We start from the raw sequence: 24,581 nt of genomic DNA, 5'->3' as shown, positions 1-24,581 counted from the left end.
CCCGGAGCGGCGGGTCCCGGTGTGCGGGGCCTCTGCGTCCGGCGGCCGGGCTATGCGCCCGGTTCAATGTGTCAGACCGCCGGATGGCTCCGGCGGCCCTTACTTCACGCCTTGGCGACCGATCACTTGATGCGCGGCAGCTTTTCCCACTGGTGGTAGGGCGGCGGCGACGAAAGCTGCCATTCGAGCGTGGTTGCGCCCTCGCCCCACGGATTGTCGCCGGCGATGCGCTTCTTGGCGAAGGCTTCCCAGACGCCGTAGAGGAAGATCAGCACGCCGACGCCGGAGATGTAGGAGCCGTAGGACGACACCGCGTTCCAGCCGGCGAACGCATCCGGATAGTCGATGTAGCGGCGCGGCATGCCGGCCAGACCCAGGAAGTGCTGCGGGAAGAACACGAGGTTCACGCCCACGAAGGTGACCCAGAAGTGGATGCGGGCCATCAGCGGGTTGTACATGTAGCCGGTCATCTTCGGGAACCAGTAGTACCAGCCGGCGAAGATCGCGAACACGGCGCCGAGCGACAGCACGTAGTGGAAATGGGCAACCACGTAGTAGGTGTCGTGCATGGCCCGGTCGAGACCGGCATTGGCGAGCTGGACGCCGGTGACGCCGCCGACGGTGAACAGGAAGATGAAGCCGATCGCCCAGAGCATCGGCGTGCGGAAGGTGATCGAGCCACCCCACATCGTCGCGATCCAGGAGAAGATCTTCACGCCGGTCGGCACCGCGATCACCATCGTGGCGAAGACGAAGTAGCGCTGCGTGTTGAGCGACAGGCCGACCGTGTACATGTGGTGGGCCCAGACGATGAAGCCGACCGCGCCGATGGCGACCATGGCGTAGGCCATGCCGAGATAGCCGAACACGGGCTTGCGCGAGAAGGTCGAGATGATGTGGCTGATGATGCCGAAGGCCGGCAGGATCAGGATGTAGACTTCCGGGTGGCCGAAGAACCAGAACAGGTGCTGGAACAGGATCGGATCGCCGCCGCCGTCGGGCGAGAAGAAGGCGGTGCCGAAGTTGCGGTCGGTCAGCAGCATGGTGATGCCGCCGGCCAGGACCGGGAGCGACAGCAGCAGCAGGAAGGCGGTGATCAGCACCGACCAGGCAAACAGCGGCATCTTGTGCAGCGTCATGCCCGGCGCGCGCATGTTGAAGATGGTGGTGATGAAGTTGATGGCGCCGAGGATCGAGGAGGCGCCGGCGATGTGCAGCGACAGGATGGCGAAATCCATGGCCGGGCCGGGCTGGCCGGTGGTCGACAGTGGCGGATAGATGGTCCAGCCGCCGCCTGTGCCGTAGCCGCCGGCGGGGCCTTCGACGAACATCGACAGCAGCAGCAGCAGGAATGCCGGCGGCAGCAGCCAGAAGGAGATGTTGTTCATCCGCGGGAACGCCATGTCCGGCGCGCCGATCATGATCGGCACCATCCAGTTGGCGAAGCCGCCGATCAGCGCCGGCATGACCATGAAGAAGATCATGATCAGGCCGTGGGCGGTGGTGAACACATTGTACATGTGCTTGCCGCCGTCGATGGCCGAGTCGCCCTCGAAGCCGTAGACCATGGAGGCAAGGCCATGGAAGATCTGGATGCCGGGCTCCTGCAGCTCCATGCGCATGGCGATGGACAGCGCGCCGCCGATGACGCCGGCAATGATGGCGAATATCAGGTAGAGCGTCCCGATATCCTTGTGGTTGGTGGAGTACATCCAGCGGCGCACAAACCCCTTCGGCTTGTGGTCGTGGTCATCGTGAGCGACAGTTGAACCGGCCATGCTCTCAGTTCCCTCTACTAATTCTTGGCGTTGGCGGCAACGGCGACCGATTTGGCGTCGGCGTCGATGGCTGCCATCAGATTGCGGTTGGCGGCCTCGATGTCGTCGGCGGCGGTGGCGATCCAGGCGTCGTACTTGTCCTGGGCAACCGCGCGGACGGCGATCGGCATGAAGGCGTGGTCCTTGCCGCACAGCTCGGAGCACTGGCCGTAATAGAGGCCCTCGACATCAACCTTGAACCAGGTCTCGTTGAGGCGGCCGGGGACCGCATCCATCTTGACGCCGAACGCCGGCATGGCGAAGGCGTGCAGCACATCGGCCGCCGTGACCAGCAGGCGCACGGTCTTGCCGACCGGGACGACGAGCTCGTTGTCGACGGCGAGCAGGCGCGGATAGGCGGCCACGTCTTCCTTGGCGTAGCCCGCGCGGTCGGCGTCCTGCAGCAGCAGCGAGTCGAACGAGAGCTCGTTTTCGGTCTGGTACTCGTAGCCCCAGTACCACTGGTAACCGGTCGCCTTGACCGTGATGTCGGCCGGCGGCGGCGAGTATTGCGCGGTCAGGAGATTGAAGGAGGGGATCGCCAGCGCGAGGAGAATGACCACGGGGCCCAGCGTCCAGACCACTTCGATGAGCGAATTGTGGCTGGTCCGCGACGGGACCGGATTGGCGCTCGCGCGGAACTTCACCATCACATAGAGCAGCAGCGCCAGCACGAAGAGCGTGATCGGCACCACGAACCACAGCGTGTAGGCTTCAAAGCCGCGAACCTGAGTCATGATTTCTGTGGCGGCGGGCTGGAAGCCCATCTGCCAGTCAACAGGCTGCGCAGCAAATGCCGGGCCTGCGCCCAGCACTGCGGACGCCGCAAGCCCTGCAAAAAGCTTGTTGGTCACGTTTATTTCTCCCTCGAGTGTAGTACCGTCTGCGTGACCAGACGGAATCCCTCACATATCCGGCGCTTCAAACCACAGAATGACATCGCTAGCAACAGTAGTCACCTGTTGATAGTGCGGCAATTTTGCACGGTCGATGGGGTGCCCCGGGTTTTGACGCGCAATCGCGCTGCAAAAGGGCGGTTGGCGCGCTCCGGGACCGGCCCTCCGGCAGGCCTCGGGACGGGCTCTCCGGACGGGAATTGCCGCATCTGCCCCGCCGGTTTGGCGCGAAGCCGCATTTTTGCCGCACAAAACGCGAGAGAGTTGCCGGGAAGGGTTACAATTCGGCCCTTCCCATTTACAAAATGCGTGATGATTCGGCCGCACCCGGGAGTTCAAATGGCATTTGCACGAAAATCCAATCCGGCCAGCACCGCGCTTCTGGCCCTCTGCATGCTCGCCGCTCCCGTGGGCCTCGCCACCCAGGCGTCCGCCCAGCAGGCCGGCAAGGTCAAGTCTACCCATGGATCCTGGTCGATCGTCTGCGACACGCCCGCCGGCGCGCCGGGCGAGCAGTGCGCGCTGATGCAGAACGTGATCGCCGACGACCGGCCCGAGGTCGGGCTCTCTGTCGTGGTGCTGAAGACCGCCGACCAGCAGGCGAAGATCCTCAGGGTGTTGGCGCCGCTCGGCGTGCTGCTGCCCTCCGGTCTCGGCCTCAATGTCGACGGCAAGGATATCGGCCGGGCCTATTTCGTACGCTGCTTCTCCGACGGCTGCTATGCCGAGGTGATCCTCGACGAGACGCTGCTGACCACGCTGCGCGGCGGCACGACGGCGACCTTCATCGTGTTCCAGACGCCCGAGGAAGGCATCGGCATCCCGGTCGATCTCGCGGGCTTCACCGAAGGCTATGCCGCGCTGCCGTGACGAGTGGCCGCCGCAGCATCGCGTCTGTCGAGACCACCCTCGCCTGACCGTCCTTGCGCGGAACCATCCCGTGTCATCAACGGGTCGGTTCCAATCGCGCCGCGAGCTCCTATATATTCACCATGATCTCATCAGAAAATGGACACGACCATGCAGGATCCGCTCGCAAGCCAGTTCGACATCTCCGAAGCCCAGGTGGAGAGGATCGTCGCCGACGCGCTCAAGGGCGCCGATGACGGCGAGCTCTATCTCGAATACGAGGAGACCGAATCGCTGCTGTTCGACAACGGCAAGCTGAAGTCGGGCGCCTATTCCACCGATCGCGGCTTCGGGCTGAGGTCCGTGCTCGGCGAGAGCTCCGGCTACGCCCATGCGGGCGATTTGTCGGAAGCGGCGCTGAAGCGGGCGGCGGATGCCGTCTCCGCGGTCACGCGCGGCGCCAGCGGCGTCTACAGCGCCGCCCCGCAGCGCACCAACAAGCTGCTCTACACCGCCGAAAGCCCGCTCGCGTCCCCGGGCTTCGAGGACAAGGTCAAGCTGCTGCAGACCATCGACCAGTATCTGCGCAGCAAGGACGAGCGGGTCCGCCAGGTCTCGGTTTCGATCGCCGCCAACTGGCAGATCGTCGAGATCCTGCGCGCCGACGGCCACCGCGTCCGCGACGTGCGGCCGCTGGCGCGGCTCAACATTTCCGTGGTCGCCGGCAAGGGCGACCGCCAGGAAACCGGCAGCTACGGCATGGGCGGCCGCAAGCTGTTCGGCGACTTCCTGACCGAGGAAAGCTGGCGTCACGGCGCCGACGAGGCGTTGAGACAGGCGCTGGTCAATCTCGAAGCCGTGCCGGCGCCCGCGGGCACCATGGATGTGGTGCTGGGCGCGGGCTGGCCCGGAGTCATGCTGCACGAGGCCGTGGGCCACGGCCTGGAAGGCGATTTCAACCGCAAGAAGACCTCGGCCTTCGCAGGCCTCCTGGGCGAGCGGGTGGCGTCGAAGGGCGTGACCGTGGTCGACGATGGTACCATCGAGGGCCGACGCGGCTCGCTGTCGGTCGACGACGAGGGCACGCCCTCGGGCTACAACGTGCTGATCGAGGACGGCATCCTGGTGGGCTACATGCAGGACCGGCAGAATGCCCGGCTGATGGGCATGACGCCCACCGGCAACGGCCGCCGCCAGTCCTATGCGCACCAGCCGATGCCGCGGATGACCAACACCTACATGCTGTCGGGCGACCGGACGCCGGAAGAAATGATCTCCTCGGTGAAGAAGGGCCTCTATGCCGTCTCCTTCGGCGGCGGTCAGGTGGACATCACCTCGGGCAAGTTCGTGTTCGGCTGCACCGAGGCCTACATGATCGAGGACGGCAAGATCGGCGCGCCGGTGACCGGCGCGATGCTGATCGGCAACGGACCCGAAGCCATGCAGCGGATCTCGATGGTCGGCAATGATTCCGCGCTCGACACCGGCATCGGCATGTGCGGCAAGGCGGGCCAGAGCGTGCCGGTGGGCGTCGGCCAGCCGCATCTCCTGATGAACGCCATGACCGTGGGCGGCACCCAGGCCTGACCCCGACTGGCCGGGTCCCGCGGCGGCCGATGGGCCGCCTGCCCTTGAGATCTGCGCCGCCGACCACATATAGGCATTACCCTATATGAAAACGGAAAGGACCCGGACATGAGCTATACACTCGACCGCAGCTTCAAGGGCGAGGCTTTCGACACGATCGTGGACCGGACGCGGGCGGCGCTGGCCGCCAAGGGTTTCGGCGTTCTCACCGAAATCGACGTCAAGGCGACGATGAAGAAGAAGATCGACGCGGAGATGGACAATTACCTGATCCTGGGCGCCTGCAATCCGGGCATGGCCAACGAGGCGATCAAGATCGAGCCGCGCGTCGGCGCCATGCTGCCCTGCAACGTCATCGTCCGCTCGACGTCGAAGGACGAGGTCATGGTCAGCGCCATCGACCCGGTGGCTTCGATGCAGGCCATCCCCAACGACACGCTCCACTCGGTCGCGGGCAAGGTGCGCGACATGCTCCGGGACGTCGTCGCGGCGATCTGATCAGCCGCTTTCACGCGCACTGCAGGAGACGGAGTTCCTTCTGGCGGCGGCGCCGGTGACGGGGATCTGTCCCATCCCGGCGTAGCGCCCCCGGCAACGGACAGGCATCGCGGCCATGATAATGGCGGCGGTGCGGTCCTTTGTCGCGCCGGGCGCTGTGCAGCGGGCGGTCAAGCGCTAGATCCGGCGAACTGCGCCTGCCCGCACCAGGCCGGACGCGAAAAACCCAAGGCGATTCAACATCGGTTAAGCCGGAAGTGGTAGAACCTGCGGATGACGCGCGTTCATCGCGCATTTCGGATCGAAAGAATGTACGGACCCAACACCGTCGCCGCACGAAGACTGGTCAAGCGCGCCGCCATCCAGGGCGGGCTCGAAGCGGTGTCGCTGTTGTCCCGAAGCGGGCTGATGCCCGGCGCGCGCGGTCTGGGCGCGATCTTCACCCTGCATCATGTCCGGCCCGCCCACCACAAGGACTTCGATCCGGCCGCTCACCTCACGGTCACGCCGGACTTCCTCGACGCGAGCATCACCCAGCTCAAGCGCGACGGCCATGTCCCGGTGGCGCTGCAGGACCTGCCGGAATTCCTGGCCAGTCCGGACCGGCCGGGGCCGGCCATGGTGTTCACCCTCGATGACGGCTACCGCGACAATGACGAGCATGCCCGGCCGGTGTTCGAGAAGCACGGCATCCCCTACACGATCTTCATCTCGGGCGGGTTCGTCGACCGGACCCATTCGATCTGGTGGGAGACCGCCGAGCAGTTGATCGGCAAGATCGACGAATTCAGCTTCGATTTCGGCCATGGCGAGGTCACGCTCCCCTGCCGGACGCTGCTCGAGAAATATGCCGTGTTCGATCGGCTGCACAAGTCGCTCGCCTGCGCCGACCAGGACGCCATCGTCAAGCGGCTCGATGCCCAGGCCAAGGCCGCGGGCATCTGCCCGACCGGCATCATCGACCGCGAGGTCATGGACGAGGAGGAACTGCGCCGGCTGGCGTCAAGGCCGCTGGCCCATCTCGGCGCACACACGATCGGCCATCTCAACCTCGCCCACCTCGCCGCCGACGAGATGCGCTCGGAGATCGCCCGGTCGGCCGAGCGCGTGGCGGCGATCACCGGCGACATGCCTTCGACGCTGGCCTATCCCTATGGCGACCGCTGCGCCGCCGGTCCGCGGGAGTACCAGGCCGCCCGCGACCTCGGCTTCAAGCTCGCGGTCACCACCAACCCGGGGGTGCTCAACCGGCGGAGCCTGCAGGACCTGTTCGCGCTGAGGCGGATCTCGCTCAACGGCTATTACCAGAAAAGCCGCTATGTCGGGGCGCTCGCCTCGGGCATTCCCTTCGCCCTGAGCTGAACCGGCCTCGCTGAGACTCGGCCCCTCCCCTTGTTCACGGATAGAGCCGCGTCCTGTCCCAGGCCTCGCCGTTCCGGGTGAACACCACGCGGTCGTGCAGCCGGAACGGCCGGTCGTGCCAGAACTCGATCGACTGCGGGATGATCCGGAAGCCCGACCAGTAGGGCGGACGGGGAATCTCGCCGACGGCGTGCCGGGCGGTGTATTCGGCCACCGCCTTCTCGAGCGCGAAGCGGCTTTCGAGCGGGCGCGACTGCTTGGACGCCCAGGCGCCGATGCGGCTGCCGCGGGCGCGCGAGGCGTAATATTCATCGGCCTCGGCGTCGCTCACCTGCTCCACCGGTCCGCGGACGCGCACCTGACGCCGGAGCGATTTCCAGTGGAAGCACATCGCCGCCTTCATCGAGCCAAGGATCTCCCGGCCCTTGGCGCTTTCGAAATTGGTGTAGAAGACGAAGCCGCGCTCGTCGAACCCCTTGAGCAGCACCATACGGACGTCGGGCAGGCCGTCGGCGTCGACCGTCGCCAGCGCCAGCGCGTTGGGATCGTTGGGCTCGGAAGCGGTGGCATCCTCCAGCCACTGGGCAAACAGCCTGTATGGCTCGGCCGCTTCCGTGAAGTCACCAATCTTTAACCCTGTTTCCGTCATAGTCTTCCTTCATGCCTCCTGGCTGGAGTGGCAATATCGTGGCGATTGACCTAACAGAAGCAGACGACGTGGAAAAGAGCGGGGCTTTCAGCCGCGCTCTTTTGGCGCTGGCCGTGACCCTCTGCCTGTCGGGATGCATGAGCTCGGGCTCTTCGGCCGTGTCCGCGCTCACCGTCGACACCGCCACGACGGGGGCGATTTCGCCGCTGTCGGCCGACAGCGAGATCATGTCGGACGAAACCGTGATCCGCGACATCGTCGGCGCCCTGGGACAGAACGAGCTCGCCGCGCCCAGGCCCTGGTCCAATACCCTGACCGGATCGGCGGGCGTGATCTCCGGCCTGACGCAATCGACCGAGGCGGGCAGGTCCTGCCGCGCCTTCCAGACCACGCGGCACGGCTTCGACGGCGTCGCCCTGTTCAACGGCCGCGTCTGCCGCCGCCCCGACGGCGGCTGGGACCTCGTCAGCCTCGACCGCGCCGGCGCCTGAGGCCTGGCGCGCGCGCCTTGCCGCCACGCTTTTTCCGCCGTTTTGTGTTTCATACACCGATGGTTAGCAAATCGTCGCTACGCTTCCCCGGGTAAAGCCCCTGCGGGAATTGTATCATGCGTAGTCCGTACACGGTGCTCGGCGTCTCCAAGACCGCCAAGGCTGAAGATATCAAGAGCGCCTACCGGCAGCTCGCCAAGACCTGGCATCCGGACCAGAACCGGGACGATCCGGAGGCCGGCAACCGGTTCGCGGAAATCGCGCTCGCCTACCGGCTGCTGATCGATCCCGACATGCGGCTGAAATTCGACAGCGGCCATATCGACGCCCGCGGCCGCAAGCGGACCCGGCCCGTCCGCGGCTTTGCCGCCAATCCCTTCAAGGCCTTCAAGCAGGCGATGGCCGCCGCCACCGGCGCGACTGCGGAGGCAAGGTCCGAGGAGCAGGAGGAGGCGAGCTTCGAGGACATGGTGTCCCACATCTTCGGCGAAGCGGCGGCCAGGCAAACCAAGCAGAGCCCCGCGCGCAACGCCGAGCCTTCCGGGCGACGGACCGAGACGGACGCGCCCGGCCTGGACGAGGATCCGCTCGAAGCGCTCGACGCGCTGTTCGCCAAATGGAAGACCCGGCACAAGCCGCCATCGGCCCTGCCGGTCTCGCACCATCATATCGCCATCAGCCTGGAAGCGGCCTTCGCCGGCGACCGCGGGGAAATAGCTTTCGCCGACGGCAGGACGGTGGCCTTCGACGTGCCCGCCGGCACCGTCGACGGCGCCGAGATCGCTGTCGCCTCTCCCGACCCCTCGACGCTGGGCGACGCCATCGTCACCATCCGTCACCTCAAGCATCCGCATTTCCAGTCCTCGGGCGCCGACATCCATGGCGAGCAGGCGATCGAGCTCACCGAGGCGGTGCTCGGCGGATCCTTTGTCTATCAGGGCCTCGACGGTCCGCTGCGGATCGAGGTGCCGCAATGGTCCGGGTCCGACACCGTGCTCCGCGTGCAGGAAAAGGGCCTTCCCACCGGCAATGGCGGGCGCGGCGCGCTGCTGGTCCACCTGCGTGTGATGCTGCCCGACAAACCCGATCCACGGCTGATCGACCTGATGCGGTCCGGCCGCAAGCCCCTGTATGTGTGACCGCGCCAGGGCGGCCCCCGCCCCTCGCCTTCCAACCCGAGACGCTCGCTTTTTTCAGTCCGAATAGACATTGTTTTTTCATCGACCGGCCGCGCCTGACACAGTCGCAACGGACCGGACCCCCGGCGGCAGAAGCCGCCACCCACCCGTGACTTGCAGCCAGTGGCCCCGTGTGCCATAGCCTGCGCGTTGATTTCGAGGGAGACTAGCATGGCTGACACTTCCGGCTTGTTGAAAGGCAAACGCGGCCTGATCATGGGCGTGGCCAACAATCGGTCCATCGCCTGGGGTATCGCGAAGGCATGCGCCGACGCCGGCGCGGAGCTGGCGCTGACCTATCAGGGCGACGCCCTGAAGAAGCGCGTCGAGCCGCTTGCCGCCGAACTTGGCGCCATCGTCGCCGGCCATTGCGACGTCACCGACCTCGGCACCATCGACGCCGTGTTCGCGGAGATCGAGGCGAAGTGGGGCAAGCTCGATTTCGTCGTCCACGCGATTGCCTTTTCCGACAAGGACGAGCTGACCGGCCGCTATGTCGAGACCAGCCGCGAGAATTTCAACCGCACCATGGACATCTCGGTCTACTCGCTGACGGCCGTGGCCAAGCGGGCGGAACCGCTGATGACCGATGGCGGCTCGATCCTGACGCTGACCTATTACGGCGCGGAAAAAGTGATGCCGCATTACAATGTGATGGGCGTCGCCAAGGCCGCGCTGGAAGCCAGCGTGCGCTATCTGGCGGTCGACCTGGGCGGCTCCAACATCCGCGTCAACGCCATCTCCGCCGGCCCGATCAAGACGCTTGCCGCCTCGGGAATCGGCGATTTCCGCTATATTCTCAAGTGGAATGAGTACAATTCGCCGCTCAAGCGCACGGTGACCATCGAGGAAGTCGGCGATTCCGCGCTGTACCTCGTGTCGGATCTGGCGCGCGGCGTGACCGGCGAGATCCTGCATGTCGATTCCGGCTATCACACGGTCGGCATGAAGGCCGTTGATGCGCCTGACATAAGCGTCGTCTAGGATCCCCACCGAAGCCTCGAGACCAGGACCACCGGCATGATTCTCTATGTGATCCGCCATGGGCAGACGGACTACAACCGGGAGGATCGGCTCCAGGGCGCGCGCGACATTCCGCTCAACGAGACCGGCCGCAGCCAGGCAAGGGCCAATGGCCGGACGCTGGCGGCGCTGACCGACCTGGAACTGCCGCTTGCTGAGTTCGACTGGGTGGCGAGCCCGCTGGGACGGACCCGCGAGACCATGGAGCTGGTGCGCGAGGCCGCCGGCCTCGAGCCGGGCGGCTACCGCACCGACCCGCTGCTGATCGAGCTGTCCTTCGGCGACTGGGAAGGCGAAACGCTCGACGACGTGGCCATGCACTCGCCCCATCTCATCGACCAGCGCGAGAGCGGCAAGTGGGATTTCCGGCCGCCGGGCGAGCGGGCGGAAAGCTACGCCATGCTGGCCCAACGGATCGACCGGTTCCTGCCCACGCTCACCGGACCGACGATCTGCGTCGCCCATGGCGGCGTGATCCGCACGCTGTTCAACCGGATCGGCAAGATTCCGGGAGATGAAGCGGCCATGATCGACATTCCCCAGGACCGGGTGCTGAAGATCAGGGACGGCAGCATCGGCTGGGTCTGACAGTTTTATCGGGTGTCCGGACCGGCTTTTCGCGGCGCTGATTCGCGGATAGGATCGGGCTCGTTCACGAGCCATCGGACGGCGCAGGCCCCCCTGCCGGCCGCGGGCCGAGTCAGCAGAACGGAGAGGACATGAAGGCTGGCCTTTCGGGCGGGTGCGGATGCGGCGCGCTGCGCTACCGGCTCACAACCGAGCCGATGATCGTCCATTGCTGCCACTGCAAGGACTGCCAGCGGCAGACCGGAAGCGCCTTCGTCGTCAACGCCATCATCGAACGCGACAACATCGCCATCGAGCAGGGGGCGACAGCCATGCAGACGATGCCGACCGACAGCGGCTCTCCGCATGACCTCTACCGCTGCGCCGAGTGCGGCACCACGGTCTGGTCGGACTACGGGCGGCGGCGGACCATGCTGTTCGTGCGCGTGGGCACGCTTGACGAACCCGCCCTGCTGCCGCCGGACGTGCATATCTTCACGCGGTCCAAATTGCCGTGGGTGGGGTTGCCGCCGGATGTTCCGGCTTTCGACATCTTCTACTCGAGCGTCGATGACTTCTGGCCAGAGGCGGCCAGGGCGCGGCGCAGGGCGCTGGGGTTCTAGAGCTTCTGGACCGGCCGTCCGTGGCCGGCAATCGGCCCCATTCGAACCAAGGTCGGTTACTGCACCAGTTCGAGGTCGTTGATGCTGAAGATCGCGGACGACACCATCGGCTGGATCTGAGCTGGGCTGATTCCTCGACCCTTTACGCGCGCCGGTTGTTTGATTATCAATACCCTATTGCATGCAACCAAGAGTCGATCATGAAATTTCTTGTTCTCGGTTTTCTTGCCCTTTTGGGCCTATCCCTTCCCGCCAATGCCGAAAACACCGTCCAGGCCAACAGGTCCACGGTGGTCTATGACGTGGCTGTCTGGCATCCCCATACCTGCGCGACGTTCGGAAAGATGCGGCACAAGATCAGCGCGCAACCCCAGCATGGCCGTCTCGACATCCGATTCGAGATGAGCCGCGCCAAGAACATTCCATCGAGCTGCGAGGGCAAGGTTAGGGGTATGCAGGTGATCTACACGCCTGATCGCGGGTATCGCGGGCCCGACAGTTTCGTTGTGAGCGTGACCACGCCGCGATATGAAGGTGACGGCTCGCCCATCGGGCGGTCCCTGAAGGCCAAGTTCACCGTGAAATAAGTCTCGGGGCCAAGACCGGCCCTACGCGTCGTGCGCATTCGACTGCGAAGCCTTTCGGCCGTGCGGATATGCTTTACTGCACCAGTTCGAGGTCGTTGATCATGCGCTTGCCGTCGACTTCGGTGTAGAAGATGACCACTTCCACATCCTTGTCGAGGCCTTCGAAATTGAACTCGGTCGGGGTCTGGTAGACCTTGCCGTCGTCGAGCGTGATGCTCTGGTCGGCGGGCGAGACTTCGGCGATCAGACCGGTGGCATCAGCGCTCTGGGCCCAGCTTGAAAACGGGGCGAGCATGGCGGAAACGGCCAGCAAGGCGGAAATGGCAAAACGCATCGGACAGTCCTTGATCAATCGATTCTGGTCGTCCCCTTTCAAGGGGCAGATTGTGGCAAAATTGATGGCGGCATGTGAGCCGCAAAAAAACGTGATGTCAACGAAACAGCCGCGCTTTGGGACGCTTTGCACAAAAAGGCTTCCCCCCGGACCCTGATATCATCTAGAAGTCACGGCGAACATTCAAGAGCGGGCCGGACCCGCCATGGAAATGGTTGAAGCCCATGTCGCACAACACCTTCGGACACCTGTTTCGCGTGACCACCTGGGGCGAAAGCCACGGCCCGGCGCTGGGCTGCGTGGTCGACGGCTGCCCGCCCGGCATCCGCTTCACCGAGGCCGAACTGCAGCACTGGATGGACAAGCGCAAGCCGGGCCAGTCCCGCTTCGTCACCCAGCGGCGCGAGGACGACCTGGTCAAGGTGCTGTCCGGCGTGATGCCGCAGGAGGATGGCGGCCTGATCACCACCGGCACGCCGGTGTCGATGCTGATCGAGAACACCGACCAGCGGTCCAAGGACTATTCCGAGATCGCCAAGCGCTACCGGCCCGGCCACGCCGACTTCACCTATGACGTCAAATACGGATTGCGCGACTACCGCGGTGGCGGCCGCTCCTCGGCGCGCGAGACCGCGGCCCGCGTCGCCGCCGGCGGCCTGGCGCGGCTGGTGGTTCCTGGCATGCGGGTCCGCGCGGCGCTGGTGCAGATCGGCGAGCACAGGATCAACCGCGACAACTGGGACTGGGCCGAGGTCGATAACAACCCGTTCTTCTGCCCCGATGCGGCCATGGCGCCGGTCTGGGAAGACTATCTCGACGCGATCCGCAAGGCAGGCTCCTCGGTGGGCGCGGTGATCGAGGTGGTGGCCGACAATGTGCCGGCAGGCCTCGGCGCGCCGATCTACGCCAAGCTCGACCAGGACATCTGCGCCAACCTGATGTCGATCAACGCGGTCAAGGGCGTGGAGATCGGCAAAGGCTTCGGCGCCGCCGCCATCAGCGGTGAGCTGAACGCCGACGAGATGCGCATCGGCGAGGACGGCCAGCCGGTGTTCCTCAGCAACAATTCCGGCGGGATCCTCGGCGGCATTTCCACCGGGCAGCCGGTGGTCGCGCGCTTCGCCGTCAAGCCCACCTCCTCGATCCTCAACGAGCGCCGCTCGATCGATTCCGACGGCCACGAGGTGGATGTGAAGACCAAGGGCCGGCACGACCCCTGCGTCGGCATCCGCGCCGTGCCCATCGGCGAAGCCATGGTGGCCTGCGCGCTGGCCGACCACTATTTGAGAGACCGCGGCCAGACCGGCCGCCTCGACTGAAAGACCCTTTCCATGACCTATGACCAAGCTCACGTCGTTGACGCCATTCGCGCATTCGAAGCCGGCGAAATCGTCGTCGTCACCGACGACGGAGGCCGCGAGAACGAAGGCGACCTGATCGTCGCCGCGGTCCACTGCACGCCCGAGAAGATGGCCTTCATCGTGCGCCACACCTCGGGCATCGTCTGCACGCCGATGCCGCGCGAGGAGGCCAAGCGGCTGAACCTGACCGCCATGGTGGCCGAGAATGATTCGGCGCACACCACCGCCTTCACCGTTTCGGTCGACTACAAGCACGGCACCACGACCGGCATCTCCGCCGAGGACCGGACGCTGACGGCGCGCAACCTCGCCAATCCCAATGCCGGGGCCAACGACTTCACTCGTCCGGGCCACATCTTCCCGCTGATCGCGCGCGAGGGCGGCGTGCTGATGCGCTCGGGCCACACCGAGGCCGCGGTCGACCTGTGCAAGCTCGCAAGCCTGCCGCCGATCGCGGTGATCTGCGAACTGGTCAATGACGACGGCACGGTGACGCGCGGCGAGCAGGTCGACGAATTCTCTGTCAGGCACAGCCTCAAGCAGGTCTCGGTGGCCGACCTGATCGCCTACCGCCAGCGCAAGGAAACGCTGGTCCACCATGTCGAGAGCTTCGACGTGGACACGGTCGCGGGGCCTGCGAAGGCCCATTCCTACAAGCTGCCCTGGGACCCGATGCACCATCTGGCGGTGGTCTTCGGCGATGTCCGCGACGGCGTCGACGTACCGGTCCGGCTGCATCTCGAATCGGTGGTCGACGATGTGTTTTCCAAGCAGGATCCGATGACGGCGATCATCACGCGCATGGCCAAGGAAGGCCGCGGCGTGGTGGTGTATCTGCGCGAGGGATCGGTGGGCGTGGGCAAGCAGGTCACGCGCCGGGTGATGGCCGACGAGCGCGAGGACCACGCCGAGGCCAAGGCGCGCGAGGACGAATGGCTGGAGATCGGGCTCGGCGCGCAGATCCTCAGGGATCTCGGCATTTCCTCGATCAAGCTCTATGCGTCGCGCGAGCGGCACTATGTCGGGCTGGAAGGTTTCGGCATAAGGATCTCGTCGACCGAGCTGATCTGAGGCCGGCCCGGTTCATTCCGGAGATACGGGACTCGGTGTCTCCTGCCCCCACCCTCCCAGGAGAAGCCGGCATGCATATCCGACCAGCGGCTGTGGGAGACGCCAACGCCATCATCCACATCTGGCATCGGGGATGGCACGAAGCGCATGCCGATCTCGTTCCCGCAGAGATCCTGGCCTATCGCAGGCCGGACAATTTTCTCGCCTGGTGGACGGAAGCGACCGACCGGTTCTTCGTCGCGGCATCCGGCGCGGAGCCTGTCGGCTTCGTGTCATTGAGAGGCTGCGAGGTCGTCAAGCTGTATGTCGGCGCGGACGCGCGCGGCACGGGCGTCGCCTCCGCCCTGCTGGACTTCGCGGAACGGACTTTGGCGCAGGACGGGACGACCGAGGCGGAGCTTCTCTGCACGGCGGGCAACGTCCGGGCGGAACGGTTCTACCTCCGGCAGGGCTGGCGCCTCACGGAGACCTTTGACGACGCCCTGTGGACCCCGGCCGGCGTCACCCGGACCTTCATCGTTCCCACGCATCGCTTCCAAAAGCGGTTGGTCGGCTAGCCGGCCGACCGGTAGGCGGCCACCGCGTCGCCGAAGGCCCGGAACAGGGCCTGATTGACCGGATTGGCCTGCGGGTCGTATTCGGCGTGCCACTGCACGCCCAGCGCAAAGCCGGGCGCATCCCTGAAGCGGATCGCCTCGATGGTGCCGTCCTCGGCCCAGCCCTCGGCGACAAGCTCCGGGCCGAGTTCGAGAACGCCCTGCCCGTGCAGCGAATTCACCCTGATCGTCTCGCGCCCGAGGATGCGGGCGAACAAGCCGCCCGGGACCAGTTGCACCTCGTGACGGTCGGCGAAGACGACGGTGGGATCGGGATGGATCTCGCCCGTCTCGAGCCGCGGCATGCGGTGGTTCATGCGCCCGGGCAGTTCGCGGATCTCGGGATGCAGCGAGCCGCCGCCGGCCACGTTCATCTCCTGGAAGCCGCGGCAGATGCCGAACAGGGGGATGCCGCGGGCGACGCAGGCCTCGATCAGCGGCAGCGCCACCGCGTCGCGGGCGGTGTCGTAGGGCTCGTGGCGGGGATCGGGCTCGGCGCCGAACAGGCTCGGATGCACATTGGCCCGCGCCCCGGTGAGCAGCACGCCGCTCACCACCGACAGCAGGTCCGAAATGTCGGTGATCAGCGGATTGCCGGCGAAGATCAGCGGCAGCGCGCCGGTGACGTCGGCGATGGCCTGGAGATTGCGTTCTCCGGCCATCTGCACGGCGAACCGGTTTTCCATATTGTAGGTATTGCCGATGATGCCAATGACAGGCTTGACCATGGGTTTGTCTCGCACTCGATTCCGCGCCGCGCGATCGGGCGGCGGCATCCTCAGTGTGTTCCACACAAGGCCGCGATCAACAACTCCACCCTGCCAAAAAACATGGGAAGTGCGTTCAATTCCGCCTGATCGCGGCGCGCCGGCTCCTCAGCCGCCGGTCCAGCCCTCGGCATAGACGATGTCGCCGACGCCGGCGAAGCGGGCGACGCGGGCGAGTTCCGCCTCGAGTCTCGCCATGCGGCCGGCGGAGGCGCGGACCTTCGGCTCGAGCCAGAGCCTCGCGACATTGAGCGTGCCCGCCTTGCGGTCGGCCTTCATGTCGATGCGGCCGATCATCCGGTCGCCCTCAAGCAGCGGAAAGACATAGTAGCCGTATTCCCTTTTGGCCTCGGGCACGAAGACCTCGATGCGGTAGCGGAAGCCGAACAGGCGCTCGGCGCGGTTGCGGTCGCGCAGGAGCGGATCGAAGGGGCTCAGCACCCGGATCCGCGCCGGCGGCTCGGGCCAGTCGGCCGGATCGGGCGACAGGCCCTGGAAGGCGAAGGAGGCGCGCGCCCTCGCCCCGCCCATGCATTCGATCTCGACCTCGTCCAGGCCCTCGCGGTTGGCGGCGACCCAGGCCTTGGCCTCCTCCGGCGTCACCAGGTCCCAGAAGGCGGCGATTTCGCCATGGGTGGCAAACCCCAGCCGCGTGAGCGCGCTGCGGCAGGCCCAGTCGACGAAGTCGTCGTGGCTGACCTCCTGCCCGAGATGGTGGCCGGGGATGACGCGTTCGCTCAGGTCGTAGATCTTCTGGAAGTTCTCCCGCCCGGAAATCGCCAGCTTGCCGGTGTGCCAGAGGAATTCGAGCGCGGTCTTGGACGGATGCCATTCCCACCAGCCGCCGGACTTGTGGTCGGCCTCCTTGACCTCGCGCGCGCGAATCGCCCCGCCCTGGGCGATCCTGGCGTAGGTCTCGTCAAAGGCCCGGTCGAAGCCTTCGCCCTGCCATTTCGCCCATTTGGTGAGAATGCCCGCCTCGCGCCGGCTGAACCGGTGCTTCCAGTAGGGATAGAATTCGCAAGGAATGATCGAGGCGTCGTGGGTCCAGTGCTCGAACAGCGCCCTGTCCTCTTCCAGCAACTGCCTCAGATGCTCGCGCCGGAAGGTCTGGTTGCGGGAAAACAGAATCTGGTTGTGGGCGCGCTCGACCGTGGAAATGCTGTCGACCTGCACGAAGCCGAGCTCTTGGATGAGGTCGAGCAGGCCCTGCTTGGTCAGCGCCCGCGCGGGCGACGCCGACAGCCCCTGCCTCGCCAGGAAGATCCGCCGCGCGGCGATATTGGAAATCGGAATCACCATGGCGCGAGCTTACATCCGTTCGCGCTTTGTTCAAGTGCCGGATGCGAATGCCTGGTGGCGCACCGGCCAGAGGCGCGGCTTCCGGTCGCTGCCGCAGCAAGGGTGACAGGCCGGGGCACTTCAGGTATCGATGGCACTGGCATCAGCCGGTTTTCATCGCTAGATAGATTCCATGACCACATTCTATTACTACAATCCCATCTGCCTCGAACATCAGACTCCTCCCGGACACCCGGAGCGGCCGGACCGGCTGAGGGCGCTCGAGGCCATCTTCGAACACGAGCACTTCAACACGCTGGTGCGGCATCTCGCGCCGGAAGCTGCCGCCGAAGCGGTGCTGCTGGCCCATCCCGAGGAATATCTCGCGCGGATCCGCGCGGCCATTCCGGAGAGCGGGTTCGCCAAGATCGACGCGGACACGGTCGCCAGCCCGCGCTCGATGGAAGCGGCGCTGATCGGCGTCGGCGGCGCCATGGCCGCGGTCGACGCGGTGTTCCGCAAGGAAGCCGACAACGCCTTCGTCGCCACGCGCCCGCCCGGCCACCATGCCGAGAAGAACACCTCGATGGGCTTCTGCCTGTTCAACCAGGCGGCCATCGCCGCACGGCACGCCCAGAAGGTCCATGGCGCGGAACGCGTGGCGATCGTCGACTGGGACGTGCACCACGGCAACGGCACTCAGGACATCTTCTATGACGATCCGAGCGTGATCTACTGCTCGACGCACCAGATGCCGCTCTATCCGGGCACCGGCGCGCGCTCGGAAACCGGCAGGGGCAACATCTTCAACGCGCCGCTGTCGGCCAATGACGGCAGCGACCATTTCCGCGAGGCGTTCAAGACCCGCATCCTCCCCGCGCTCGAAGAGGCACATGCCGATCTCATCATCATCTCGGCCGGCTTCGACGCCCATCACCGCGATCCGCTGGCCGAGATCAACCTCGTGGCCGACGATTTCGACTGGGCCACTGGCAAGGTGATGGAGATCGCCGGCCGCCATGCCGGCAACCGGGTCGTCAGCTTGCTCGAAGGCGGCTATGATCTGGTGGGGCTGGCGGAATCGGCGGCCGCCCACGTGATCCGCCTGCAGGAGGGTTGAGGGATGAGCGACGCCAACGAGATTCCGGCCCTGAGCTTCGAGCAGGCGGTGGCCGAACTGGAGCGCATTGTCGAGCAGCTCGAGCGCGGCGACGTGCCGCTCGACAAGTCGATCGAGATCTATGAGCGCGGCGAGGCGCTGAAGGCCCATTGCGAGAAGCTGCTGTCGGCCGCCGAAAAGCGGATCGAGAAGATCCGGCTCGACCGCCAGGGCCAACCCGCGGGCACCGAGCCGCTGGACACGGAATAGGCGTCCGCGAACAGGAGGATGGCATGAGCTTCTTTCCCGGCGGAGATCCAAGACCCGGCGACGCCTTTGCCTGCGACGCGATCGAACATCTCATCATCCCGTCCTCGCGCGATATCGGCGGCTTCTCCGTCAAGCGGGCGCTGCCGACCGCGCGCCGGCGCATGGTCGGGCCGTTCATCTTCTTCGACCGCATGGGTCCGGCGATCCTGCGGGGCGGCGAGGCCATGGACGTGCGCCCTCACCCGCATATCGGGCTGTCGACCGTCACCTACCTGTTCGACGGCGCGATCCGGCACCGCGACAGCCTGGGAACCGAGATGGTGATCCTGCCCGGAGACGTGAACCTGATGACGGCCGGGCGCGGCATCGTCCATTCGGAGCGCTCGCCCGAGGAGATGCGCGGCGGCGAGATGGCGATCTCCGGCCTGCAGACATGGCTGGCCCTGCCCGACCATCTGGAGGAGACCGACCCGGTGTTCTCGCACACCGCCACCACGCACCTGCCCGAACTCAACGACGACGGCATCCGCGCCCGCGTGGTGATGGGCGGTTTTGGCGGGCTCGTCTCTCCGGTGCCGCAGCATACAGGCACGCTCTATGTCGATCTGTCGCTCGCGCCGTCCGCGTCGGCGCCGTTCGACGCCGCCTGGGAAGAGCGCGCGCTCTATCTGCTCGAAGGCGAGATCGAGATCGCCGGCGACCGGTTCGGCCCCGACCAGCTCATGGTTTTCCGGCCCGGCGATGCGATCACCGTGACCGCCGGACCGGCGGGCGCGCGCATGATGCTGTTTGGCGGCGACAGCATCCCCACCAAGCGGCACATCTGGTGGAACTTCGTTTCCTCGTCGAAGGAGCGGATCGAGCAGGCCAAGGCCGAATGGCGTTCGGGCCGTTTCGACATCGTGCCCGGCGACGAGGAGGAGTTTGTCCCCCTGCCGGACAAATGACCGCAACCGTCGTAAATCTGTCATATTTCGACCCTGTGGCAAGTTTACACAAGCCTCCGCTCAAACGTTAATTCGGGTTTACACATTAGGGTTTCCGGGCTAGGCCTGAAGGACTGTGAGGCATGACGTGACAAAATCGCCAGCAACCCCGCTTCTGGACACCGTCCGGTTTCCGTCCGATCTCAAGGCCATCGACGACAAGTTGCTGCCGCAGCTTGCGGACGAGCTGCGCGCCGAGATGATCGACGCGGTGTCGCGCACCGGCGGGCACCTGGGCGCGGGACTGGGCGTGGTCGAGCTGACCATCGCCATCCACAAGGTGTTCGACACGCCGCATGACCGGCTGATCTTCGATGTCGGCCACCAGTGCTATCCGCACAAGATCCTGACCGGACGGCGCGATCGCATCCGCACGCTCAGGCAGGAAGACGGGCTGTCCGGCTTCACCAAGCGCACCGAAAGCGAATACGACAACTTCGGCGCAGGCCATTCCTCCACCTCTATTTCGGCGGGCCTGGGCATGGCCGTGGCGAGCCAGTTGCAGGGCCAGCGGCGCAACGTGATCTCGGTGATCGGCGATGGCGCGATGTCGGCCGGCATGGCCTATGAAGCGCTCAACAATGCCGGCGCGCTCGATGCGCGGCTGATCGTGATCCTGAACGACAACGACATGTCGATCGCCCCGCCGACCGGCGCGATGAGCGCCTATCTGGCGCGCATGGCGTCGGGGCGGACCTATATGGGCTTCCGCGAGGCGGGCAAGAAGCTGACGGCCTATCTCGGCAAGAACATCGACCGGGCCATCACCCGCGCGGTCGAGCACGCCCGCGGCTACGTGACCGGCGGCACCATGTTCGAGGAACTGGGATTCTATCACATCGGTCCGATCGACGGCCACAATCTCGAGCACCTGCTGCCGGTGCTGCGCAATGTGCGCGACAATGGCGACGGGCCGGTGCTGATCCATGTGGTCACCCAGAAGGGCAAGGGCTACGCGCCCGCCGAAGCCGCGTCCGACAAGTACCACGGCGTGTCGAAGTTCGACGTGGTGACCGGCACCCAGGCCAAGGCCAAGCCGAATGCGCCGAGCTACACCACGGTGTTCGGCGAGGCGCTGGCGCAGGAGGCCTCGCTCGACGAGCGCATCGTGGCGATCACCGCGGCGATGCCCGGCGGCACCGGGGTCGACAAGTTCGCCAAGGTGCATCCGACCCGCACCTTCGATGTCGGCATCGCCGAGCAGCATGCGGTGACGTTTGCTGCCGGCATGGCGACCGAAGGCATGAAGCCGTTCTGCGCGATCTACTCGACCTTCCTGCAGCGCGCCTATGACCAGGTGGTGCACGACGTGGCGATCCAGAAGCTGCCGGTCCGCTTCCCGATCGACCGCGCCGGTTTCGTCGGCGCCGACGGGGCCACCCATGCGGGAAGCTTCGACACCACCTATCTCGCCTGCCTGCCGGGCTTCGTGGTGATGGCCGCCAGCGACGAGGCCGAGCTCAAGCACATGGTGCGCACGGCGGCGGCCTATGACGAGGGGCCGATCTCGTTCCGCTATCCGCGCGGCGAAGGCGTCGGCGTGGAAATGCCCGAGCGGGGCCGGATCCTCGAGATCGGCAAGGGCCGCGTCATCCGCGAAGGCGCCAAGGTGGCGCTCCTGTCGTTCGGCACGCGGCTCGCCGACTGCCTGCTCGCCGCCGAGGACCTCGACGCCGCCGGCCTGTCGACGACGGTCGCCGACGCCCGCTTCGCCAAGCCGCTCGACCATGACCTGATCCGCCAGCTCGCGCGCCACCACGAGGTGCTGATCACCATCGAGGAAGGCTCGGTCGGCGGCTTCGGCAGCCACGTGTTCCAGTTCCTGTCGGACGAAGGGCTGCTCGACGGCGGCCTGCGCGCCCGCTCGATGGTGATGCCGGACATCTTCATGGACCACGCCGCGCCCGAGGCGATGTATGCGCGCGCCGGCCTCGACCGCAAGGGCATCGTCGACACGGTGTTTCGCACCCTGAACGGCTCCGGCAACGGCTCGGGCCGCGACAGCGCCCAGGTAACGCTCCTGAAACCATAGGCGTTTGCCGCCTCCTAACCACGTCCTTTCGTCGTTCCGAAAGCCACGCCTGCTAGGTTCCCCCGAACACGGGACGACGACGGGGCGGTGCGACAATGACGACGGACGAGGCGGCGCGGCGGAGCGCGCGCAGGATGATTGCGGCATCTCTCATGATCTGCGGGGGGATCCCCTGTGCACTGGCGGACACGCGGCCGGCCTATGACCGGCACATCGAGGAGGCCGCGATCCGGATGCTGCAGCCCAAGCTCGGCGACATCCGCGGCGCGCTCGATCTCGACACGCGCGACCATCTGTTCCCGCCGCTCGAGGAGCGGCGCCCTCCGCGCGAGGCGGCATCCGGCCCCGCCGCCCTGCCGGTGGGCGTGAGCCAGGGCAGCATCATCCGCTACTGACGCTCGGAATGCCTGAAAAGGGCTTGCCCTCGCGCCCCTTCCGCGCGAAGACGGCGCATGACATCCCCCGCCTCCAATCCGCCGCCTGACAGGGACCGGCTGGACCAGATCCTGGTCCGGCGGGGCCTCTATGACAGCCGCTCGCGGGCGCGCGACGCGATCGCCCGCGGCGCGGTGCGGGTCGACGGCCAGGTGGCGAGCAAACCCGGCCAGCTCGTGGAGATGGCGGCGGAGATCGCCCTCGACGACCCCGCGCGGGCCTATGTTTCGCGGGCGGCGCTCAAGCTCAGGGCGGGGCTCGAGGCCTTCGGCTTCGATCCCAAAGGCCGCGCCTGCCTCGACATCGGCGCGTCGACCGGCGGCTTCACCCAGGTGCTGCTCGAGGCCGGGGCACAGCATGTCATCGCCGTCGATGTCGGCCATGGCCAGTTGCATCCGACGCTGGCCGCCGATCCGCGCGTCAGCAATCTCGAGGGGGTTAACGCGCGGGAGCTCGCACGGGAGCACCTCGAAGGCCGGGAGATCGGCGTCGTGGTCTCCGACGTGAGCTTCATCTCGCTCAGGCTGGCCTTGCCGCCGGCGCTCGATCTCGCGGCCCCCGGCGCTATCGCGGTGCTGCTGGTCAAGCCGCAGTTCGAGGCCGGCCGCGCCGCCATCGGCAAGGGCGGGCTGCTCCGGGATCCGGCGCAGGGGCCGGCGATCGCCGCCGACCTCGCCGCCTGGCTCGGCGGCCTGCCGGGCTGGCGCGCGGTCGGGCCGGTTCCCTCGCCGATCGAGGGACAGGACGGCAATCACGAATTTCTCATTGGAGGCGTCAAGTCATGAGCGCACAGAAACTCGACATCACCCGACTGGGCGGCCAGGGCGACGGCATCGCCGAGGGCGGCCAGATCTTCGTGCCCTTCACGCTGCCTGGCGACGTGGTCAACGCGGCGGTGGAGAAGGGCCGCGGCACGCTGATGGCGGTGCTCACGCCCTCGCCCGACCGGGTGACGCCGCCCTGCCCGCATTTCGGCCCCGACCTCGAGCAGGCCGGCTGCGGCGGCTGCGCGCTGCAGCATATGGCGGATGCGCCCTATCGCGCCTGGAAGCGCGAGCTGGTGGTCTCGGCGCTCGAAGGCCGCGGCATCACGGCGGAGGTGGCGCCGCTGGTCGCCTGCGCGCCGCACTCGCGGCGGCGGGTGGTGTTCGCCGCAAAGCGCACCGACAGGGGCGCGCTCCTGGGCTTCTACCGCGCCGGCAGCCACCAGATCGTGGCGATCGACACCTGCGTCATCGCCACGCCGCGGATCGTCGAGGCGCTGCCGAGCATAAGGCGGCTTGCGACCGCTGCGGCGGTGGGCCGGGAGGCGTTTCATCTCTCCGTGCTCGACGCCGTGCCGGGGCTCGACATCGCCGTGGAGGCGCCGTTCAAGCTCTCCGAGCCCGACCGGCTGCGGATCATCTCGGCCACCCGCACCGAGGCGCCGGTAGCGCGATTGAGCTTCAACGGCGAGATCCTGATCGAGAAGCAGCCGCCGCAACTGACCTTCGGTTCGGTGCTGGTGAGCCCGCCGCCGGGCGGCTTCGTGCAGGCGACGGCCGAGGCGGAAGCGGTGATGGGCGAGCTGGTCTCGGATCACCTGAGGAAAGCCAAGCGGGTGATCGACCTGTTTTCGGGCTCGGGCACCTTCACGCTCAGGCTCGCAACGCAGAGCCACGTGCATGCGGTGGAGGCCGACGGGCCGTCGCTGGCGGCGCTCGACAAGGCGGCGCGGCGGGCGCAGGGCTTGAAGCCCGTGAGCGTGGAAAAGCGCGACCTGTTCCGCCGGCCGATGATGACGGCCGAGCTCAAGGCCTATCAGGGCCTGGTGTTCGACCCGCCGCGCGCCGGCGCGGAGGTGCAGGCGCAGGACATCGCCCGCTCCGCCATTCCCCGCGTCGCCGCCGTCTCCTGCAACCCGGTGACGCTGGCGCGCGACCTCGAGATCCTGATTGCGGGCGGCTACCGGGTGCTGTCGGTGACGCCGATCGACCAGTTCCTGTGGACGAGCCATGTGGAAGTGGTGGCGCTCTTGGAGCGGCCGAAGCGGTAGGGGGCGGTTGTCCTCGTGCTTCCGGTATTGAGGACAGCTGACTCCGCCCTATTTTCTTGTCATGCTGGCCCAGTCTTAGGTCATGCTGCCCCCCGTCTTTCGTCATCCCCGGCCCCCGAGCCGGGGATCCATTCCGTGATCCATCCGGGGACACTGCTGGTGGAAGCATCACGGAATGGATCCTGGG

Annotated in this window: 25 protein-coding genes and 1 pseudogene; 20 read left to right on the top strand and 6 right to left on the bottom strand. The window is 66.4% G+C overall.

Going from position 1 to position 24,581, the window contains the following annotated elements:
• Window positions 1–122: 122 nt before the first annotated feature.
• On the bottom strand, window positions 123–1,778 hold the full coding sequence (ctaD, locus tag LL06_RS20120; RefSeq protein WP_035530945.1) for a cytochrome c oxidase subunit I: 1,656 nt from the start codon (window positions 1,776–1,778) through the stop codon (window positions 123–125).
• 17 nt (window positions 1,779–1,795) lie between these two features.
• Window positions 1,796–2,671: a cytochrome c oxidase subunit II gene (gene coxB / locus LL06_RS20115; protein WP_035530943.1), complete on the bottom strand. Its 876-nt coding sequence runs from the start codon at window positions 2,669–2,671 to the stop codon at window positions 1,796–1,798.
• A gap of 435 nt (window positions 2,672–3,106) precedes the next feature.
• Here coxB and LL06_RS20110 point away from each other — a divergent pair, with 435 nt between their 5' ends.
• From LL06_RS20110 to LL06_RS20095, 4 genes are all read left to right on the top strand, one after another.
• Window positions 3,107–3,583, top strand: a complete 477-nt coding sequence (locus LL06_RS20110; RefSeq protein WP_052161762.1) for an invasion associated locus B family protein — start codon at window positions 3,107–3,109, stop codon at window positions 3,581–3,583.
• Between the two features lie 150 nt (window positions 3,584–3,733).
• A complete protein-coding gene (gene tldD, locus LL06_RS20105; protein ID WP_035531005.1) occupies window positions 3,734–5,149 on the top strand; it encodes a metalloprotease TldD in 1,416 nt (471 codons plus the stop codon).
• A gap of 108 nt (window positions 5,150–5,257) precedes the next feature.
• Entirely contained in the window at window positions 5,258–5,647 is a 390-nt protein-coding gene (locus tag LL06_RS20100) for a DUF302 domain-containing protein (RefSeq protein WP_052161759.1), read from the top strand.
• A gap of 309 nt (window positions 5,648–5,956) precedes the next feature.
• Window positions 5,957–7,009: a polysaccharide deacetylase family protein gene (locus LL06_RS20095; RefSeq protein ID WP_052161758.1), complete on the top strand. Its 1,053-nt coding sequence runs from the start codon at window positions 5,957–5,959 to the stop codon at window positions 7,007–7,009.
• A gap of 34 nt (window positions 7,010–7,043) precedes the next feature.
• On the opposite strand, the gene pdxH is transcribed toward LL06_RS20095, so the two are convergent.
• Window positions 7,044–7,658, bottom strand: coding sequence for a pyridoxamine 5'-phosphate oxidase (gene pdxH, locus LL06_RS20090; RefSeq protein WP_035530939.1), 615 nt, complete (start codon window positions 7,656–7,658; stop codon window positions 7,044–7,046).
• A 38-nt stretch (window positions 7,659–7,696) separates the two neighbouring features.
• On the opposite strand from pdxH, the gene LL06_RS20085 reads away from it, so the two are divergent.
• From LL06_RS20085 to LL06_RS20060, 6 genes and pseudogenes are all read left to right on the top strand, one after another.
• Window positions 7,697–8,149, top strand: a complete 453-nt coding sequence (locus LL06_RS20085; RefSeq protein ID WP_161785001.1) for an RT0821/Lpp0805 family surface protein — start codon at window positions 7,697–7,699, stop codon at window positions 8,147–8,149.
• Window positions 8,150–8,265: 116 nt separating this feature from the next.
• Window positions 8,266–9,213: pseudogene (locus LL06_RS28480) on the top strand (DnaJ domain-containing protein); the annotation flags it as partial.
• Between the two features lie 285 nt (window positions 9,214–9,498).
• The gene (fabI, locus tag LL06_RS20075) at window positions 9,499–10,311 is read left to right on the top strand and encodes an enoyl-ACP reductase FabI (RefSeq protein ID WP_035530935.1); all 813 of its coding nucleotides are present in this window, start codon (window positions 9,499–9,501) and stop codon (window positions 10,309–10,311) included.
• 36 nt (window positions 10,312–10,347) lie between these two features.
• Window positions 10,348–10,938 (top strand): histidine phosphatase family protein, encoded by a 591-nt coding sequence (locus LL06_RS20070; RefSeq protein ID WP_035530932.1) that lies wholly within the window; start codon window positions 10,348–10,350, stop codon window positions 10,936–10,938.
• 131 nt (window positions 10,939–11,069) lie between these two features.
• A complete protein-coding gene (locus tag LL06_RS20065) occupies window positions 11,070–11,540 on the top strand; it encodes a GFA family protein (protein WP_035530930.1) in 471 nt (156 codons plus the stop codon).
• Between the two features lie 200 nt (window positions 11,541–11,740).
• Complete coding sequence (locus tag LL06_RS20060) at window positions 11,741–12,127, top strand: Ig-like domain-containing protein (protein WP_035530928.1); 387 nt, start codon at window positions 11,741–11,743, stop codon at window positions 12,125–12,127.
• A 73-nt stretch (window positions 12,128–12,200) separates the two neighbouring features.
• On the opposite strand, the gene LL06_RS20055 is transcribed toward LL06_RS20060, so the two are convergent.
• A complete protein-coding gene (locus tag LL06_RS20055; protein WP_035531001.1) occupies window positions 12,201–12,461 on the bottom strand; it encodes a DUF1344 domain-containing protein in 261 nt (86 codons plus the stop codon).
• A 224-nt stretch (window positions 12,462–12,685) separates the two neighbouring features.
• Between LL06_RS20055 and aroC the strand changes: the two genes are divergently transcribed.
• The 3 genes from aroC (at window position 12,686) to LL06_RS20040 (ending at window position 15,450) form a co-directional block, all read left to right on the top strand.
• On the top strand, window positions 12,686–13,780 hold the full coding sequence (gene aroC / locus LL06_RS20050; RefSeq protein ID WP_035530925.1) for a chorismate synthase: 1,095 nt from the start codon (window positions 12,686–12,688) through the stop codon (window positions 13,778–13,780).
• A gap of 12 nt (window positions 13,781–13,792) precedes the next feature.
• Complete coding sequence (gene ribB, locus LL06_RS20045) at window positions 13,793–14,893, top strand: 3,4-dihydroxy-2-butanone-4-phosphate synthase (RefSeq protein WP_035530923.1); 1,101 nt, start codon at window positions 13,793–13,795, stop codon at window positions 14,891–14,893.
• 71 nt (window positions 14,894–14,964) lie between these two features.
• Window positions 14,965–15,450, top strand: coding sequence for a GNAT family N-acetyltransferase (locus LL06_RS20040; RefSeq protein WP_035530921.1), 486 nt, complete (start codon window positions 14,965–14,967; stop codon window positions 15,448–15,450).
• Here LL06_RS20040 and LL06_RS20035 read toward each other — a convergent pair.
• A complete protein-coding gene (locus LL06_RS20035) occupies window positions 15,447–16,217 on the bottom strand; it encodes a gamma-glutamyl-gamma-aminobutyrate hydrolase family protein (protein ID WP_035530919.1) in 771 nt (256 codons plus the stop codon). The genes LL06_RS20040 and LL06_RS20035 overlap by 4 nt on opposite strands.
• A gap of 147 nt (window positions 16,218–16,364) precedes the next feature.
• Window positions 16,365–17,558, bottom strand: coding sequence for a winged helix-turn-helix domain-containing protein (locus LL06_RS20030; RefSeq protein ID WP_035530918.1), 1,194 nt, complete (start codon window positions 17,556–17,558; stop codon window positions 16,365–16,367).
• Between the two features lie 172 nt (window positions 17,559–17,730).
• Between LL06_RS20030 and LL06_RS20025 the strand changes: the two genes are divergently transcribed.
• The 7 genes from LL06_RS20025 (at window position 17,731) to LL06_RS19995 (ending at window position 24,394) form a co-directional block, all read left to right on the top strand.
• Window positions 17,731–18,657, top strand: coding sequence for a histone deacetylase family protein (locus LL06_RS20025; protein ID WP_035530917.1), 927 nt, complete (start codon window positions 17,731–17,733; stop codon window positions 18,655–18,657).
• A 3-nt stretch (window positions 18,658–18,660) separates the two neighbouring features.
• Window positions 18,661–18,906 (top strand): exodeoxyribonuclease VII small subunit, encoded by a 246-nt coding sequence (locus tag LL06_RS20020; protein WP_035530916.1) that lies wholly within the window; start codon window positions 18,661–18,663, stop codon window positions 18,904–18,906.
• Between the two features lie 23 nt (window positions 18,907–18,929).
• Complete coding sequence (locus LL06_RS20015; protein WP_035530915.1) at window positions 18,930–19,853, top strand: pirin family protein; 924 nt, start codon at window positions 18,930–18,932, stop codon at window positions 19,851–19,853.
• Window positions 19,854–19,980: 127 nt separating this feature from the next.
• Complete coding sequence (dxs, locus tag LL06_RS20010; protein ID WP_035530999.1) at window positions 19,981–21,924, top strand: 1-deoxy-D-xylulose-5-phosphate synthase; 1,944 nt, start codon at window positions 19,981–19,983, stop codon at window positions 21,922–21,924.
• A 134-nt stretch (window positions 21,925–22,058) separates the two neighbouring features.
• The gene (locus tag LL06_RS20005; RefSeq protein WP_152599696.1) at window positions 22,059–22,319 is read left to right on the top strand and encodes a hypothetical protein; all 261 of its coding nucleotides are present in this window, start codon (window positions 22,059–22,061) and stop codon (window positions 22,317–22,319) included.
• A gap of 57 nt (window positions 22,320–22,376) precedes the next feature.
• The gene (locus tag LL06_RS20000; protein ID WP_035530913.1) at window positions 22,377–23,144 is read left to right on the top strand and encodes a TlyA family RNA methyltransferase; all 768 of its coding nucleotides are present in this window, start codon (window positions 22,377–22,379) and stop codon (window positions 23,142–23,144) included.
• Entirely contained in the window at window positions 23,141–24,394 is a 1,254-nt protein-coding gene (locus LL06_RS19995; RefSeq protein WP_035530912.1) for a class I SAM-dependent RNA methyltransferase, read from the top strand. Before LL06_RS20000 ends, LL06_RS19995 begins: the two co-directional genes overlap by 4 nt.
• Window positions 24,395–24,581: the final 187 nt, after the last annotated feature.

This window comes from Hoeflea sp. BAL378 (genome assembly GCF_000759435.1).
GTDB lineage: Bacteria > Pseudomonadota > Alphaproteobacteria > Rhizobiales > Rhizobiaceae > Hoeflea.
The sequence above is the reverse complement of the archived record's forward strand: the minus strand, read 5'-3'. Positions and strand labels throughout refer to the sequence as shown.

Bases quoted from the DNA above. Each gene is read 5' to 3' on its own strand.
- LL06_RS20070 (WP_035530932.1), top strand. From the start codon at position 10,348: ATGATTCTCTATGTGATCCGCCATGGGCAGACGGACTACAACCGGGAG.
- LL06_RS20020 (WP_035530916.1), top strand. From the start codon at position 18,661: ATGAGCGACGCCAACGAGATTCCGGCCCTGAGCTTCGAGCAGGCGGTG.
- LL06_RS20095 (WP_052161758.1), top strand. From the start codon at position 5,957: ATGTACGGACCCAACACCGTCGCCGCACGAAGACTGGTCAAGCGCGCC.
- LL06_RS20060 (WP_035530928.1), top strand. From the start codon at position 11,741: ATGAAATTTCTTGTTCTCGGTTTTCTTGCCCTTTTGGGCCTATCCCTT.
- tldD (WP_035531005.1), top strand. From the start codon at position 3,734: ATGCAGGATCCGCTCGCAAGCCAGTTCGACATCTCCGAAGCCCAGGTG.
- LL06_RS20110 (WP_052161762.1), top strand. From the start codon at position 3,107: ATGCTCGCCGCTCCCGTGGGCCTCGCCACCCAGGCGTCCGCCCAGCAG.
- fabI (WP_035530935.1), top strand. From the start codon at position 9,499: ATGGCTGACACTTCCGGCTTGTTGAAAGGCAAACGCGGCCTGATCATG.
- LL06_RS20065 (WP_035530930.1), top strand. From the start codon at position 11,070: ATGAAGGCTGGCCTTTCGGGCGGGTGCGGATGCGGCGCGCTGCGCTAC.
- ctaD (WP_035530945.1), bottom strand. From the start codon at position 1,778: ATGGCCGGTTCAACTGTCGCTCACGATGACCACGACCACAAGCCGAAG.
- LL06_RS20100 (WP_052161759.1), top strand. From the start codon at position 5,258: ATGAGCTATACACTCGACCGCAGCTTCAAGGGCGAGGCTTTCGACACG.
- LL06_RS20035 (WP_035530919.1), bottom strand. From the start codon at position 16,217: ATGGTCAAGCCTGTCATTGGCATCATCGGCAATACCTACAATATGGAA.
- LL06_RS20030 (WP_035530918.1), bottom strand. From the start codon at position 17,558: ATGGTGATTCCGATTTCCAATATCGCCGCGCGGCGGATCTTCCTGGCG.
- pdxH (WP_035530939.1), bottom strand. From the start codon at position 7,658: ATGACGGAAACAGGGTTAAAGATTGGTGACTTCACGGAAGCGGCCGAG.
- ribB (WP_035530923.1), top strand. From the start codon at position 13,793: ATGACCTATGACCAAGCTCACGTCGTTGACGCCATTCGCGCATTCGAA.
- LL06_RS20025 (WP_035530917.1), top strand. From the start codon at position 17,731: ATGACCACATTCTATTACTACAATCCCATCTGCCTCGAACATCAGACT.
- LL06_RS20055 (WP_035531001.1), bottom strand. From the start codon at position 12,461: ATGCGTTTTGCCATTTCCGCCTTGCTGGCCGTTTCCGCCATGCTCGCC.
- LL06_RS20005 (WP_152599696.1), top strand. From the start codon at position 22,059: ATGATTGCGGCATCTCTCATGATCTGCGGGGGGATCCCCTGTGCACTG.
- LL06_RS20040 (WP_035530921.1), top strand. From the start codon at position 14,965: ATGCATATCCGACCAGCGGCTGTGGGAGACGCCAACGCCATCATCCAC.
- LL06_RS20000 (WP_035530913.1), top strand. From the start codon at position 22,377: ATGACATCCCCCGCCTCCAATCCGCCGCCTGACAGGGACCGGCTGGAC.
- aroC (WP_035530925.1), top strand. From the start codon at position 12,686: ATGTCGCACAACACCTTCGGACACCTGTTTCGCGTGACCACCTGGGGC.
- LL06_RS20015 (WP_035530915.1), top strand. From the start codon at position 18,930: ATGAGCTTCTTTCCCGGCGGAGATCCAAGACCCGGCGACGCCTTTGCC.
- LL06_RS19995 (WP_035530912.1), top strand. From the start codon at position 23,141: ATGAGCGCACAGAAACTCGACATCACCCGACTGGGCGGCCAGGGCGAC.